The sequence below is a fragment of the Herbiconiux sp. FW305-C-125 genome, assembly GCF_058783455.1.
This window is the reverse complement of record NZ_JBYSYO010000006.1, coordinates 261536-273765: the sequence shown is the minus strand read 5'-3', so window position 1 is coordinate 273765 and position 12230 is coordinate 261536. Positions and strand designations below refer to the sequence as shown.

At 71.3% G+C, this 12230-nt stretch carries 11 protein-coding genes, 1 tRNA gene and 1 pseudogene; 9 read left to right on the top strand and 4 right to left on the bottom strand.

Going from position 1 to position 12230, the window contains the following annotated elements:
- Nucleotides 1-254: pseudogene (locus AC3WLB_RS16590) on the bottom strand (hypothetical protein); the annotation flags it as partial.
- A 170-nt stretch (nucleotides 255-424) separates the two neighbouring features.
- Here AC3WLB_RS16590 and serS point away from each other — a divergent pair.
- From serS to AC3WLB_RS16575, 3 genes are all read left to right on the top strand, one after another.
- On the top strand, nucleotides 425-1693 hold the full coding sequence (gene serS, locus AC3WLB_RS16585) for a serine--tRNA ligase (RefSeq protein WP_492507836.1): 1269 nt from the start codon (nucleotides 425-427) through the stop codon (nucleotides 1691-1693).
- Between the two features lie 8 nt (nucleotides 1694-1701).
- Nucleotides 1702-2559, top strand: coding sequence for an HAD family hydrolase (locus AC3WLB_RS16580; RefSeq protein WP_492507882.1), 858 nt, complete (start codon nucleotides 1702-1704; stop codon nucleotides 2557-2559).
- An 87-nt stretch (nucleotides 2560-2646) separates the two neighbouring features.
- Nucleotides 2647-2733, top strand: a tRNA-Ser gene (locus AC3WLB_RS16575).
- Nucleotides 2734-2799: 66 nt separating this feature from the next.
- On the opposite strand, the gene AC3WLB_RS16570 is transcribed toward AC3WLB_RS16575, so the two are convergent.
- A complete protein-coding gene (locus AC3WLB_RS16570; protein WP_492507834.1) occupies nucleotides 2800-3684 on the bottom strand; it encodes a LysR family transcriptional regulator in 885 nt (294 codons plus the stop codon).
- An 82-nt stretch (nucleotides 3685-3766) separates the two neighbouring features.
- Between AC3WLB_RS16570 and AC3WLB_RS16565 the strand changes: the two genes are divergently transcribed.
- The 3 genes from AC3WLB_RS16565 to AC3WLB_RS16555 all read left to right on the top strand — a co-directional run bounded on the left by AC3WLB_RS16565 (nucleotide 3767) and on the right by AC3WLB_RS16555 (nucleotide 8005).
- The gene (locus AC3WLB_RS16565) at nucleotides 3767-5017 is read left to right on the top strand and encodes an MFS transporter (protein ID WP_492507832.1); all 1251 of its coding nucleotides are present in this window, start codon (nucleotides 3767-3769) and stop codon (nucleotides 5015-5017) included.
- A gap of 136 nt (nucleotides 5018-5153) precedes the next feature.
- Nucleotides 5154-7739: a putative Ig domain-containing protein gene (locus AC3WLB_RS16560; RefSeq protein ID WP_492507830.1), complete on the top strand. Its 2586-nt coding sequence runs from the start codon at nucleotides 5154-5156 to the stop codon at nucleotides 7737-7739.
- A 74-nt stretch (nucleotides 7740-7813) separates the two neighbouring features.
- Nucleotides 7814-8005 carry a hypothetical protein gene (locus tag AC3WLB_RS16555; protein WP_492507828.1) on the top strand — a complete coding sequence of 64 codons (192 nt, stop codon included), beginning with the start codon at nucleotides 7814-7816 and terminating at the stop codon, nucleotides 8003-8005.
- A 57-nt stretch (nucleotides 8006-8062) separates the two neighbouring features.
- On the opposite strand, the gene AC3WLB_RS16550 is transcribed toward AC3WLB_RS16555, so the two are convergent.
- Nucleotides 8063-8536, bottom strand: a complete 474-nt coding sequence (locus AC3WLB_RS16550; RefSeq protein WP_492507826.1) for an SRPBCC family protein — start codon at nucleotides 8534-8536, stop codon at nucleotides 8063-8065.
- On the bottom strand, nucleotides 8533-8865 hold the full coding sequence (locus AC3WLB_RS16545) for a metalloregulator ArsR/SmtB family transcription factor (RefSeq protein WP_022897044.1): 333 nt from the start codon (nucleotides 8863-8865) through the stop codon (nucleotides 8533-8535). Before AC3WLB_RS16545 ends, AC3WLB_RS16550 begins: the two co-directional genes overlap by 4 nt.
- Before the next feature lie 151 nt (nucleotides 8866-9016).
- Between AC3WLB_RS16545 and AC3WLB_RS16540 the strand changes: the two genes are divergently transcribed.
- From AC3WLB_RS16540 to AC3WLB_RS16530, 3 genes are all read left to right on the top strand, one after another.
- The gene (locus AC3WLB_RS16540; RefSeq protein WP_492507824.1) at nucleotides 9017-10294 is read left to right on the top strand and encodes an LCP family protein; all 1278 of its coding nucleotides are present in this window, start codon (nucleotides 9017-9019) and stop codon (nucleotides 10292-10294) included.
- A 70-nt stretch (nucleotides 10295-10364) separates the two neighbouring features.
- Nucleotides 10365-11534 (top strand): LCP family protein, encoded by a 1170-nt coding sequence (locus tag AC3WLB_RS16535; protein ID WP_492507822.1) that lies wholly within the window; start codon nucleotides 10365-10367, stop codon nucleotides 11532-11534.
- Between the two features lie 49 nt (nucleotides 11535-11583).
- Entirely contained in the window at nucleotides 11584-12219 is a 636-nt protein-coding gene (locus AC3WLB_RS16530; RefSeq protein ID WP_492507820.1) for an alpha/beta family hydrolase, read from the top strand.
- Nucleotides 12220-12230 lie beyond the last annotated feature (11 nt).

The window sequence follows — 12230 nt, the reverse complement described above, 5'->3', positions numbered from 1 at the left end:
CCCTGGGTCGTCGAGTAGGGCCTGTCGGCTTGAGTCTCGGCGGGTAGGTCGGCGTCCGGCGCCGCGATACTGCCGCTGCCGCTGCCGCTGCCGCTGCCGCTGCCGCTGCCGCTGCCGCTGCCGCTGCCGCCGGCGGCCGGAGCGCGGTCGGGCGTCTCGGTCGGTGTCGTGGGCGCGGCCGCACCGGGAGGGGGGCCGGGCGCAGCGGCGGGCTCCTCGTCGGGTGCGGGGTGAGGGGCGTCGGCTGCTGCCACAGATCCCACCGTAGTGCTCCACTCGGGGTGCGCGGGCGCCCCCGAGTGTGGGGCGGAGTTCGGCGCGAGCCGGGGCCGGCCGCGCCGCCGCCGAAGCGAGGCCGGGCGGCGGCCGAGCCGGCGCGGGCGGGGCCGCGGGGGCGGGCGGGGGCGCGGATAGGATGGAGGGCGTGATCGATCCTGTGCTCTTGCGTGAACAGCCCGACGTCGTCAGGGAATCGCAGCGGGCCCGCGGCTCCTCCGTGCAGCTGGTCGACCAGGCGCTCGCCGCCGACACCGAGCGGCGCGCCGCCATCCTCGAGTTCGAGAACCTTCGGGCCGAGCAGAACGCCTTCGGCAAGCAGGTCGCCGCCGCCCCGAAGGACGAGAAGAAGGCCCTGGTGGCCCAGGCGCAAGAGCTCGCCGCACGGGTGAAGGCCGCGAACCAGCGGGCGACGGATGCGGAGAACGCCTTCGTCGAGACGGCCCGCCAGATTCAGAACATCGTGATCGAGGGCGTGCCCGAGGGCGGCGAGGAGAACTTCGTCACCCTCCGCGAGGTCGGCACCAAGCCCGCCTTCGACTTCACGCCGCGCGACCACGTCGAACTCGGCGAGAGCCTCAAGCTCTTCGACCTCGCCCGTGGCGCCAAAGTCTCGGGCGCCCGCTTCTACTTCCTCACCGGCATCGGCGCGCGCCTCGAGCTCGCCCTGATGAACCTCGCGCTCGACCGCGCCCTCGAGGCCGGCTTCACCCCCCTCATCACGCCCACCCTGGTGCGCCCCGAGACCATGGACGGCACCGGCTTCCTCGGCGAACACGCCGACGAGGTCTACTACCTCCCCGCCGACGACCTCTTCCTCACCGGCACCAGCGAGGTGGCGCTCGCCGGCTTCCACATGGGTGAGATCCTCGAGTTCCCGGCCGACGGCGCCGGCCTCCGCTACGCCGGCTGGTCGACCTGCTACCGCCGCGAGGCCGGTTCGCACGGCAAGGACACCCGGGGCATCCTGCGCGTGCACCAGTTCAACAAGCTCGAGATGTTCAGCTACGTACTGCCCGAGAACGCCGAGGCCGAGCACGAGGCCCTCCTCGGCTACCAGGAGCGGATGCTCACCGACCTCGGTCTCGCCTACCGCGTCATCGACGTGGCGGCCGGTGACCTCGGCTCCAGCGCCGCCCGCAAGTTCGACACCGAAGCGTGGGTGCCCTCGCAGGAGACGTACCGCGAGCTGACCTCCACCTCGAACTGCACCACCTACCAGGCGCGTCGGCTCGACACCCGCTACCGCACCGAGTCGGGCAAGACCGCGCCGGTCGCGACGCTGAACGGCACGCTCGCCACCACCCGGTGGATCGTCGCGCTGCTCGAGACCCACCAGCAGGCCGACGGCTCGGTGGTCGTGCCGGAGGTGCTGCGGCCCTACCTCGGCGGACTCGAGCTGATCGAGGCACCGTGAGCGACGGGATGCCCGCGCCCCGCGCATCCGCCGCGGGCGCCGAGACCGAGCCCCGCGCATCCGTCGATCGTGATCGCTGGCTGGTCGCGCTCGACATCGACGGCACGGTGCTGCACGAAGACGGCACGCTGAGCGACATGGTGGGCGCCGAGGTGCGCCGTGTGGTCGCCGAGGGCAACGAGGTGATGCTCGCCACGGGTCGCTCGGTCGCCACGACTCTGCCCGTGCTGCAGCTGCTCGGGATCGCACCGGAGTTCGTGGTGTGCGCGAACGGCGCCATCACGCTCGCGCGCGACGCGTCGGAGCCGCTCGGCTACCGGCGGGAGCACGTGGAGATCTTCGATCCGGCGCCGGTGCTCACGAAGATCCGCTCGCACCTGGCCGGAGCGGTGTTCGCCGTGGAGGACGAGGACGGCTGGTTCCGCTACACCGAGGCGTTCCCCGACACGGTGCTCGGCGCCGGGAGCGAGCAGGTGACCTTCGAGGAGCTCACCCGCATCGAGGCCACCCGCGTCGTGGTGATCTCGCCCGACCACGACATGGAGGACTTCCTGGCCGTGGTGGAGCGGATGGGCCTCCACCGCGTCTCGTACTCCATCGGCTGGACGGCGTGGCTCGACATCGCGCCCGACGGCGTGAACAAGGCGACCGGGCTCGAGCGCGTGCGGTCGCGGCTGGGGATTCCGCGCGACCGGGTGATGGCGATCGGCGACGGGCGCAACGACATCGACATGTTCCGCTGGGCGGGGGAGTCGGGGCGCGCGGTCGCGATGGGCCAGTCGCCGCGCGACGTGATCGACGTGGCGACGGAGGTCACCGCATCCGTGCACGACGACGGCGTCGCGGCGACCCTCGCCACCCTCTGACCCGCCGCCGAAACTCCGTCGTTTCGGCGGGCGCGGTGCCGTGGGCGGTATGCTCGTGGCTGGTTGCGGCGCTCCGGCGGCGCACCGGGAGGGCTGTCCGAGCGGCCGATGGAGCCAGTCTTGAAAACTGGTGAGGTGTTAAAGCCTTCTAGGGTTCGAATCCCTAGCCCTCCGCCGAGGAGCACCAGCTGATCTCCACGTCGAGGATGACCGGGTGCTCGCCGCGGTGTGCCGCCACCACTACGGCAGCTCAGCCCCGGCGGCGGCGCGCACCGCATCGACCAGGGCGCGCAGGTGCGGGCGGCGGTCGGCGCCGTGCCGCACCGCGAGCGACAGCACCCACGGCGGGATCGCGTCGCTGAGCGGCACCCGCACGCAGCCGGCCGTGTCGACCATGTCGGGCACCACCGCCACCCCGAACCCCGCCGCCACGCACGGCGCGACGTTCGGCAGGTCGGCGAGCTCGGCGGCGATGTGCCGCACGATGCCCCGCTCCAGTAGTGCCCGATCGAGCTGCACGCGGTTGCCGAACCCCGGCAGCACGTCGACCCAGTCCTCCTCCGCCAGCTCGGCGAGCGACACCGCCGGCGCCCCCGCCAGCCGGTGCCCCTCCGGCAGCACAGCCACGAACGGCACGGTGACGAGCGGCCACGAGTCGAGCCCCGGCGGCGTCGGTATCGCCGTGAACGCGACGTCGAGACGACCGTGCACCAGGTCGTCGAGCAGCCCGGTCGACCCCATCGGCGAGGCCACCAGCTGCACGTCGACCAGCGGATGCGCGCGCCGGAACCCCCCGAGGATCACCGGCAGATCGAACACCCGCATCGCCGCGAAGGTGCCGATGCGCACCCGCCCGCGCAACCCCGCACCCGACTCGGTCGCCACCTGCCGCAGCTCCGCCACGTCGTCGACGAGCGACCGCGCGAGCGGCAGCAGCACCTCTCCCGCCGGGAGCAGTTCCACCGTCTTTGTGGTGCGCTCGAGCAGCCGCACACCCAGTTCGCCCTCGAGGCTCCGCAGCCCCGCCGACACCGTCGACTGTGCGACGAACAGCCGTTCGGATGCGCGGGTCACGCTCCGCTCGTCGGCCACCGCGACGAAGTACTCGAGCAGGCGCGTCTCCATAGCCCCCATCATAGATGAAACCGATCAATCTCATCATGATAATTCGTTTGACTCGATGACAGGGTGAGCGCATCCTGAGGTCATGTCCACCACCGCATCCATCCCGATCACCACATCCCTCCCCGCGCTCCGCGGCCCGCTCCGCCTCCCGCACCAGGCCGCGTTCTGGGTGACCGCGGTGGCCTTCTTCGTGATGATGGCGTTCAACACCGTGCCCACCCCGCTCTACGCGCTCTACCAGCAGCGCGACGGGTTCCCGACGGTGGTCGTCACCGTGGTGTTCGCCGCCTACTCCATCGGCGTGATGCTCGCGCTGTACCTCGCCGGTCACATCAGCGACCGGGTCGGGCGGCGCCGCGTCATCCTCTCGGCGGTGGTGATCGAGGTCGTGGCGGCCGTACTCTTCCTCGTCTGGACCGACCCCGCCGGCCTCATCGTCGCGCGGTTCGTGGCCGGGCTCGGCATCGGGGTGCTCACGGCCACCGCCACCGCACACCTCGCCGACCTGCGGCGCATCGCGCGACCGGGCGCCGGCATCGGCATGGCGGCGACCATCGCGGGGGTGGCGAACATGGGCGGTCTCGCCCTCGGCCCGCTCATCGGCGGCGTCTTCGCCGAATGGGTGCCGATGCCGCTCGTCGCCCCCTACCTCGCCTTCCTCGCCGCGCTCGTGGCGGTCGGCTTCGCCTACGCCTTCGTGCCGGAGACGGTCGACACGACACGCCCGCATCCGCCCTACCGGCCGCAGCGCGTGCGCGTGCCGCGGGAGAGCCGCGGCGCCTACTGGGCGGCGGGCATCGGCGGATTCGTCGCCTTCGCCATCACGGGCCTGTTCGGCTCGGTGGCGCCGACCTTCCTCGCGCAGCTGCTGCACCAGAGCGACCGCTTCGTCGCCGGCCTCGTCGCCTTCTCGGTGTTCGGCGCGGCGGCACTCGCGCAGGTGGTGTTCGCCCGGCTGTCGACGCGGGCGCAGCTGATGCTCGGCGTGATCACCATCGTGGCCGGGCTGGCCGCGCTCGGCGCAGCCGACCTCACCGCCTCCGCCCTGCTCTTCGTGGGCGGCGGTGTCGTGGCGGGCGCCGGCGTGGGCCTGGTGTTCCGTGGGGCCCTCGCGACGGCGGGCGCGCTCTCGGGCGACGGCAACCGCAGCGAGGTGACCTCGGGCATCTTCCTGCTGTCGTTCGCCGGGATGACCGCGGTGCCGCTCCTCATCGGCGTCGCGCTGCTCGCGCTCCCGCTGGTGCCGGTGCTGCTCGGCGCGGTGCTGGCGATGCTCGCCCTCATCCTCTGGGCGGGCCCGCGGATGCTCCGGGCGACCGCTCCGGCACGGTGACCGCCGTCCGGCCGTCCTGCCGACCGGCGCGCCGACCGCCCGCGGCGGATTCACCCTAACGGGGACTGTGTGCTCCGCGGCCGGTGCTTGAGGCTTCATAGCGACCCTCACGCACCGACCAGCACTGGAGCGCACGATGCCCGCACGCCGCCCGTCCCTCATCCGGCGACTGATCACGGGCGTGGTGGCCGCGGCCACCGTGGCCTCGGTGATCGCCCTGGCGCCCGCGGTCGCGCACGCCGTCCCTGCACCCGCCGCCGAGCCCGCCCCGGCCGCCGGTGCCGGCGCATCCGGACCGCAGCTCACCGGCGCCTGGGGGCAGGATCTCGTGTTCGAGCAGGCGGCCCAGCCGATCGGCCCGCGCCAGCTGCACTACCGGCTCAGCCCGCAGCCTGACGGCTCGGTGATGTTCATCACCGACGGTGCGTGTCTCGACAGCGAAGGTCCCTTCTCGATGGCGAAGAAGGGCCTGATCGCGCCATGGGACTGCCGCGACGTGCCATCGCAGAAGTTCTACATCGTGCCGCAGAACCACACCCCGCACTCGGCGCCGCACATGAGCCGCGGCGACCAGTACTTCTACATCGTCAGCGCCGCGACGAACCAGTGCATCTGGAGCGCCGTCGGCGGCCTCAACTTCACGGGCGAGCTCGAGAGCCAGTCGCCGCGACTGCTGCCGTGCTCGGAGGGCGATGTCGGCCAGGAGTTCCGCATCTACGACGAGCAGCCGAACCCCGACGGCGTCTACAACGAGTGGCAGAACCTGCTGAACCAGGCCGTCATCTACGCCACGAACCACTGCGCCGCCGACTACGCCAGCTGCGAGGTCTCGTCGCCCAACGCCCCCACGCCGAACGGCTGGTACCGCCCGAACGACGACGCCGTCGGTGCGTTCGGCACGCTCAGCACGCAGAGCCTCGGCTGCGGCGTGGGCACCACCATCAACGGTGTCACCTACAGCCCGACCGTCACGAACAACACCCTCGACAACCAGACCAAGACCGTCGGGGCGCAACTGTCGCTCACGAAGTCGACCCAGGTCACCGAGACCCTCGGCTACACCTTCTCGCTCGAGACCAGCGGGGGACTGAAGGATGTCTGGGGCGTCAAGGTGACGAACGGATTCAGCTACAACCACCAGGCCGTGAAGGGCAGCTCCACGACCGAGAGCACCTCCGACACGATCAGCTCCACCGTGCGCCCCGGCGACACGCTCATGGCCACCTGGTCGGGGAGCGTCTACAACATCACGGGCACGTGGAAGTTCGGTGAGAACATCCCTGTTCTCGACCCGGCGAACCGCACGCTCCGGTGGACGATGCCCGCCACCAGCAGCTACCCGGTCACGGTCGACAACCAGGCGATCGCCCACCTCTCCTCGGTGACCTCGCGCTACCCGAAGAACTGCGACGCCTCGGCACCGGCCGCTCAGCACCCCGGATCGGTCACCGCGATCACCACCGCTGACGGCTCCTGCACCGCGCCGGTGAGCACCCCGGCGACCGTCTCCACCGGGACCACGCTGAAGGCCTGCCCCGGCGAGTGGGACGTGCCGGTGGGCAAGGGCTCCTCCGACACGAACTTCATCTACCAGTGGTACGTGGTGGGCCCGGACGGCACGGCGCGGCAGAACATCGAGGGGGCGACCGGGTCGACCTTCACGGTGCAGCCCTCCACCTACAGCGCCGCCACGCCGAACCTCGGCGTCGCCATCTTCGACGCGGGCAACCCCGACCGCCTCGAGTCGCGCCCGGCGGTCGTCGCCCCGGTGAAGGTGATCGTCAACCCGCCCGCGCTCGGTGACCCGGTCGACATCGCCACGAACTTCGTCGGCTCGGTCGACGACGCGCAGACCGGCGCGCCGTACTCGGCGCCCCTGGTGGCGCATCCGGGTTCCGACCTGCACCTCAGCTGGTCGGCGCTGCCCGACGGGCTCAGCATCTCGGCCGACGGTGTGCTCTCCGGCACGCCGACCGCGCCGGGAGCGTACGACATCGAGATCACCGACACTCCGGATGCCGGACCGGTGCAGACCCAGACCGTGCAGTTGCTCGTCTACGACCCGCAGGCCGTGTTCCGCGACGACGCCCAGTTGACCGCGACGGTGGGCACCCCGTTCGCCGAGGCGCTCGTGCCGGTCGTGCCGACTGGTCTGTCGCTCGTCATCACCGACGGCGCACTGCCCGACGGCCTCGCGTTCGACGGAGCGACGGGCGAGCTGACCGGAACACCCACCATCGCCGGTACCTCCACCATCACGGTGCAGGATGCCGATGCCCCGGGCACCTACGGCGTCGTCACGATCGTGGTCGGAACGGTGGCGCCGGCGTTCGCGGGCACCGCGCTCCCGGCCGGCAAGGTCGGGGCGGCCTACGAGGCGTCGGCGGTCGCATCCGCCGGCACCGGGTCGCTGTTCGCGCTCGCGGCGCAATCGGCGGCGCTGCCCGACGGGCTCAGCCTGAACGCCGACACCGGCGCGATCACCGGCACGCCGACGGCGGCGGCGAACGTCGCCATCGAGGTCGTCGACCTGGCCAACCCGGGCCCGAGCTACACCGCGACCCTCGTGGTCGCGGCCGCCGACGGCACGGTGCCCGCCGGCACGCCGGGCGCGCTCGCCGCGACGGGCTCGGCGGCGGGTGGGATGCTTGCGCTCGCCGCCCTCCTCGCGGCCGCCGGCACCCTCGCCCTCGTCCTCCGCAGGCGCCGCGTGCGGCACTGATCGCCCGCCGCCCGCCGCCCGCCGCCCCGCTCGTCGCCTTCGTCGCCGTAGGGTGCACGTATGGGGGAAGAACTATGACGTGGCCGACGTTGCCGCTGGTGTTGGTGACGCTGCTCTGCCTGTTCGTGCCTCTGCTTTGGCTGCGAAAGCACCCGAGGAGCAGGGGAGAGCCGTTCGAGCGGATGCGGATCGTGATGTTCGCCCTGGCGTTGCTGGGCGCGGTGATCGGTGTCCTCAACCTGGTCTTCAGCCTGCTGTTGCCGTGACCTGGGTACGGTTCCGGTCGCCGTACGATCCCGCGCCGGTAGGCGGCGACGGTGGGCTCAGGCGGCCAGCAGGGCGTCGAGGCGCTCGTAGCCCTCGACGACACCGCGCTCCATGCCGTTCGCGATCATCGAGTCCCGTGACTCCACGCTCGGGAACACGCTCCACCCGGTCACGCGGCAGCGACCATTGCCGAGGTCGTCGAACCGCGCCGTCTCGAGCGACACGAAGTCGGGCATCCCTTCCCACTCGAAGGTCTGGATGATCAGCTCGTTCGGCCGGGCCTTGTGCACGACGCCGTTGAAGGCGAACTCGTCGCCGTCGGCGTTGGTGTGCACGTAGCGGTAGCGGCCGCCGGTGCGCAGCGCGAACTCGTCGATGCGCACGTCGTAGCCGTTCGGCCCGTTCCACTGCCGCACCAGCTCGGGGTCGGCGTAGGCGTTGTAGACGGCTTCGACCGGCGCATCGAACTCGCGCACGATCTCGATGAACGGGAGCCCTTCGGGTGCCGTGATGGTGACGGGGTTCGTCATGATTCCTTCTCCTTCTGTGTCTGAAGCAGCGCGTCCAAGCGCCGGAACTGCTGTTCGTGGGCGATGCGGTAGCCGTCGATCCAGCCGGTGAGCTCCTCGAGCGCGGCCGGCGCGAGGTGCACCGGCCGGCGCTGGGCGTCGCGGCTGCGCGTCACGAGCCCCGCGGTCTCGAGCACCTGCACGTGCTTCGACACCGCCTGCACCGAGATGGCGAACGGCTCGGCCAACTCGTTCACCGTGGCCGGGCCCCGGCTGAGGCGCGCGATCATCGCCCGCCGAACGGGATCGGCCAGGGCCATGAACGCCCGATCGAGTCGATCGTCACTCATTATCAACCAATATGTTTATCAACGACATGTTTGAATAGTAGAGCGCAGCGGATGTCGCGTCAACACCTTTCCCGATGGGACTCTCAGTTTCATACGCCAACATGGAAGGTCCGCATTCGCCCGCCTCGCTCCCCGTCAGTCTCCCGACATCATGAAGAAGTCGATCGCCCGCCATCCGATCGCCCGTCACGGGCGACTGAAGTCGACGCATCCGCTCGCCCTCGTGGCGCAGTACCTGGGGGTCGCCCTCGCCGTGCTGCTCGTCAGCAGCGCCGCCTTCGCGGGGATCGCGACCTGGACCGTGTCGAGCGACGTGCAGACCGTCGAGCTCGCCGGGGAGACGGCCGGGCCGTTGCCGCAGATCTCGGCGATCGACGGCGGCGTGAACCTGCTGCTGGTGGGCAGCGACAGCCGGCAAGGCCAAGGCGACGCGTACGGCGAGACCGAAGGCAACCTCAACGACGTCACGATGCTGATGCACATCGCGCAGGACCACTCCAGCGCCACCGTCGTAAGCTTTCCGCGCGACCTGGTGGTGCCCATCCCCTCGTGTCCCGACCCGGACGGCGGCTCGTTCGACGCGATGAGCGCCCAGCCCATCAACGTCACGCTCTCCTACGGCGGCCTGCCCTGCACCGTGCTCACGGTGGAGTCGCTGACGGGGCTCAGCATCCCGTTCGCGGCGGAGGTGCAGTTCAACGGCGTGATCGAGATGTCGAACGCGGTGGGCGGGGTGCCGGTGTGCGTGGTGGACCCGATCGACGACGAGTACACCGGTGTGCTGCTCGAGCCGGGCACACACATGCTGCAGGGGGCGGATGCGCTGGGCTTCCTGCGCACCCGCCACGGTGTGGGCGACGGCAGTGACCTCGGGCGCATCTCGTCGCAGCAGGTGTTCCTGTCGTCGCTCGTTCGCACGATGAAATCGAGTGCGACCCTGTCGGACTTCGGCAAGCTCTACGGCCTGGCCCGCGCCGCCGCCGGCAACATGGTGCTCTCGCAGAGCCTCGCGTCGCCGGACACGCTGGTGTCGATCGCGCTGGCACTGAAGGACATCGACCTCGACCGGGTCACGTTCGTGGCCTACCCCGGTGCGACGGGCGGAAGCGGTGAGTACGCGGGCAAGGTCGAGCCGCTCTACGACGACGCGGCGGTGCTGTTCTCGGCCATCGCGGCCGACCACGCGGTGGTCACCGCCGATCCGGCGAACACCGGTGTCGGGGCGGTGGTCGACCCGTCGGCCCCGCCCACCGCGACCGCGACGCCGGGCGGAGCGGGAGCCGGCTCCGCCGCGGCGGGCGACGTGGCCGGCGCCGCCGGGGGTGCGACACAGGGCACGGATGTCGCGAACACCCCCACCGCCCTGCCACAATCGATCACGGGTCAAACTGCAGCGGAGTACACCTGCTCGAAGGGGAACGACTATTAGCCGATCGTCGCGCGCCACCACGCCAGTCGCCAGGCACGGTCGTCAGAAGTCGTCGCATCCGCTCTGGGCCGTGGCGACCTTCCTCGTCGCCACGGTGGCGGTGCTCGCGGTGAGCGGGTTGTCGATCGCGGCATATGCGGCGTGGGACGTGACGAGTTCGATCACCACGGTCTCGCTCGTCTCCGACGAGGCCGCCGCCGAACCGGGCGCCCCGCCGCCCCCGGAGATCTCGGCGATCGACGGCGGGGTGAACCTGCTGCTCGTCGGCAGCGACAGCCGCACCGGCCAGGGCGACGCCTACGGTGAAGACGAGGGCGGCGAGCTCAACGACGTCACAATGCTGCTGCACATCTCGCAGGACCACACGAATGCCACCGTGGTGAGCTTCCCGCGCGACCTCGTGGTCGACATCCCCGACTGCCCGGGCGGCGGCGGGTACACCGCGCCGATCAACGAGTCGCTCTCGCAGGGCGGCCTGGCGTGCACGGTGCTGACGGTGGAGAGCCTGTCGGGGCTCAGCATCCCGTTCGCGGCCGAGATCCAGTTCAACGGGGTGATCGAGATGTCGAACGCCCTCGGCGGCGCGCCGGTGTGCGTCTCGGAGCTCATCGACGACCCGTACACGGGTGTGTACCTCGAGCCCGGCACCGCGTCGCTGAAGGGGGCGGATGCGCTCGGCTTCCTGCGCACCCGCCACGGCGTGGGCGACGGCAGCGACCTCGGGCGCATCTCGTCGCAGCAGGTGTTCCTCTCGTCGCTCGTGCGCACCATCAAGTCCGACTCGACGCTCACCGACTTCGGCAAGCTCTACGGCCTCGCGAAGGCGGCGGCGAGCAACATGACGCTGTCCGACCGGCTCGCCTCGCCCGACACGATGGTGTCGATCGCGCTGTCGCTGAAGGACATGGACCTGTCGAAGGTGACCTTCGTGGCCTACCCGAGCTACTACGCCGACTGGGTGCCCGCCGGCAAGGTCGCGCCCGACACCGACTCGGCAGCGGTGCTGTTCGCGGCCATCCAGGCCGACCAGCCGGTGGCGGTGGCGGCACCGGGCGGCATCGCGTCGGTGCTCGACCCGAACGCACCCGTGGCCCCGGCGGCCCCGACCGCGACCACCGCGCCGGCCGACCCGTCGGCGCCCGAGCCCGGCTCGGTCAACGCGGCAGGCTCCACGGTGCTCCCCTCGAACGTGAAGGGCCAGACCGCGGCTGACTACACCTGCTCGGTCGGCAACGACTGACAGCGCCCCGTCCCACCCGCCGGACCTCGGTGGTGGGTACCGTGGAGGGGTGAGCGCCGAGCTGCTGTGGACAGGCCCCGAGTCCGGGCCGGTGCTCGTGCTCGCGCACGGCGCCGGCGCCGCCATGGACTCGGCGTGGATGAACCGCGTCTGCGACCTGCTGGCCGAGCGCGGCATCCGCACCGCCCGTTTCGAGTTCGCGTACATGGCCGCGCGGCGCTCCGGCACGCGGCGGCCTGCTCCCCGGGCCGATCTCGTTCTGGCTGAGTACCGCGACGCCGTCGCGGCGGTCGTCGCCGAAGCGGGCGCGCCGGTCGCGATCGGCGGCAAGTCGTTCGGCGGTCGCGTGGCGAGCATGGTCGCCGACGAGCTGTACGACGAGGGCCTCGTGTCGGCGCTGGTCTGCCTCGGCTACCCCTTCCATCCGCCCGGCCGGCCGGAGCGGCTGCGCACCGAGCACCTCGCAGCGCTCCGCGTGCCGACCCTCATCTGCCAGGGCACCCGTGACCCGTTCGGAACGGAGCACGAGGTCGCGGGGTATGCCTTGTCGCCGGCCATCCGCATCCGATGGCTGCAGGATGGCGAGCACGAGTTCAAGCCGCGCGTGAAGATCTCCGGCCGCACCCACGCGCAGAACCTCGAGGAGGCGGCCGATGCGGTCGCCACGTTCGTGCGCTCGCCGTGACGGCGCCGTCG

Excerpts from the sequence above, each read along its gene's own strand:
- AC3WLB_RS16580 (WP_492507882.1), top strand. The coding sequence starts at position 1,702 with ATGCCCGCGCCCCGCGCATCCGCCGCGGGCGCCGAGACCGAGCCCCGC.
- AC3WLB_RS16570 (WP_492507834.1), bottom strand. The coding sequence starts at position 3,684 with ATGGAGACGCGCCTGCTCGAGTACTTCGTCGCGGTGGCCGACGAGCGG.
- AC3WLB_RS16565 (WP_492507832.1), top strand. The coding sequence starts at position 3,767 with ATGTCCACCACCGCATCCATCCCGATCACCACATCCCTCCCCGCGCTC.
- AC3WLB_RS16560 (WP_492507830.1), top strand. The coding sequence starts at position 5,154 with ATGCCCGCACGCCGCCCGTCCCTCATCCGGCGACTGATCACGGGCGTG.
- AC3WLB_RS16555 (WP_492507828.1), top strand. The coding sequence starts at position 7,814 with ATGACGTGGCCGACGTTGCCGCTGGTGTTGGTGACGCTGCTCTGCCTG.
- AC3WLB_RS16550 (WP_492507826.1), bottom strand. The coding sequence starts at position 8,536 with ATGACGAACCCCGTCACCATCACGGCACCCGAAGGGCTCCCGTTCATC.
- AC3WLB_RS16545 (WP_022897044.1), bottom strand. The coding sequence starts at position 8,865 with ATGAGTGACGATCGACTCGATCGGGCGTTCATGGCCCTGGCCGATCCC.
- AC3WLB_RS16540 (WP_492507824.1), top strand. The coding sequence starts at position 9,017 with ATGAAGAAGTCGATCGCCCGCCATCCGATCGCCCGTCACGGGCGACTG.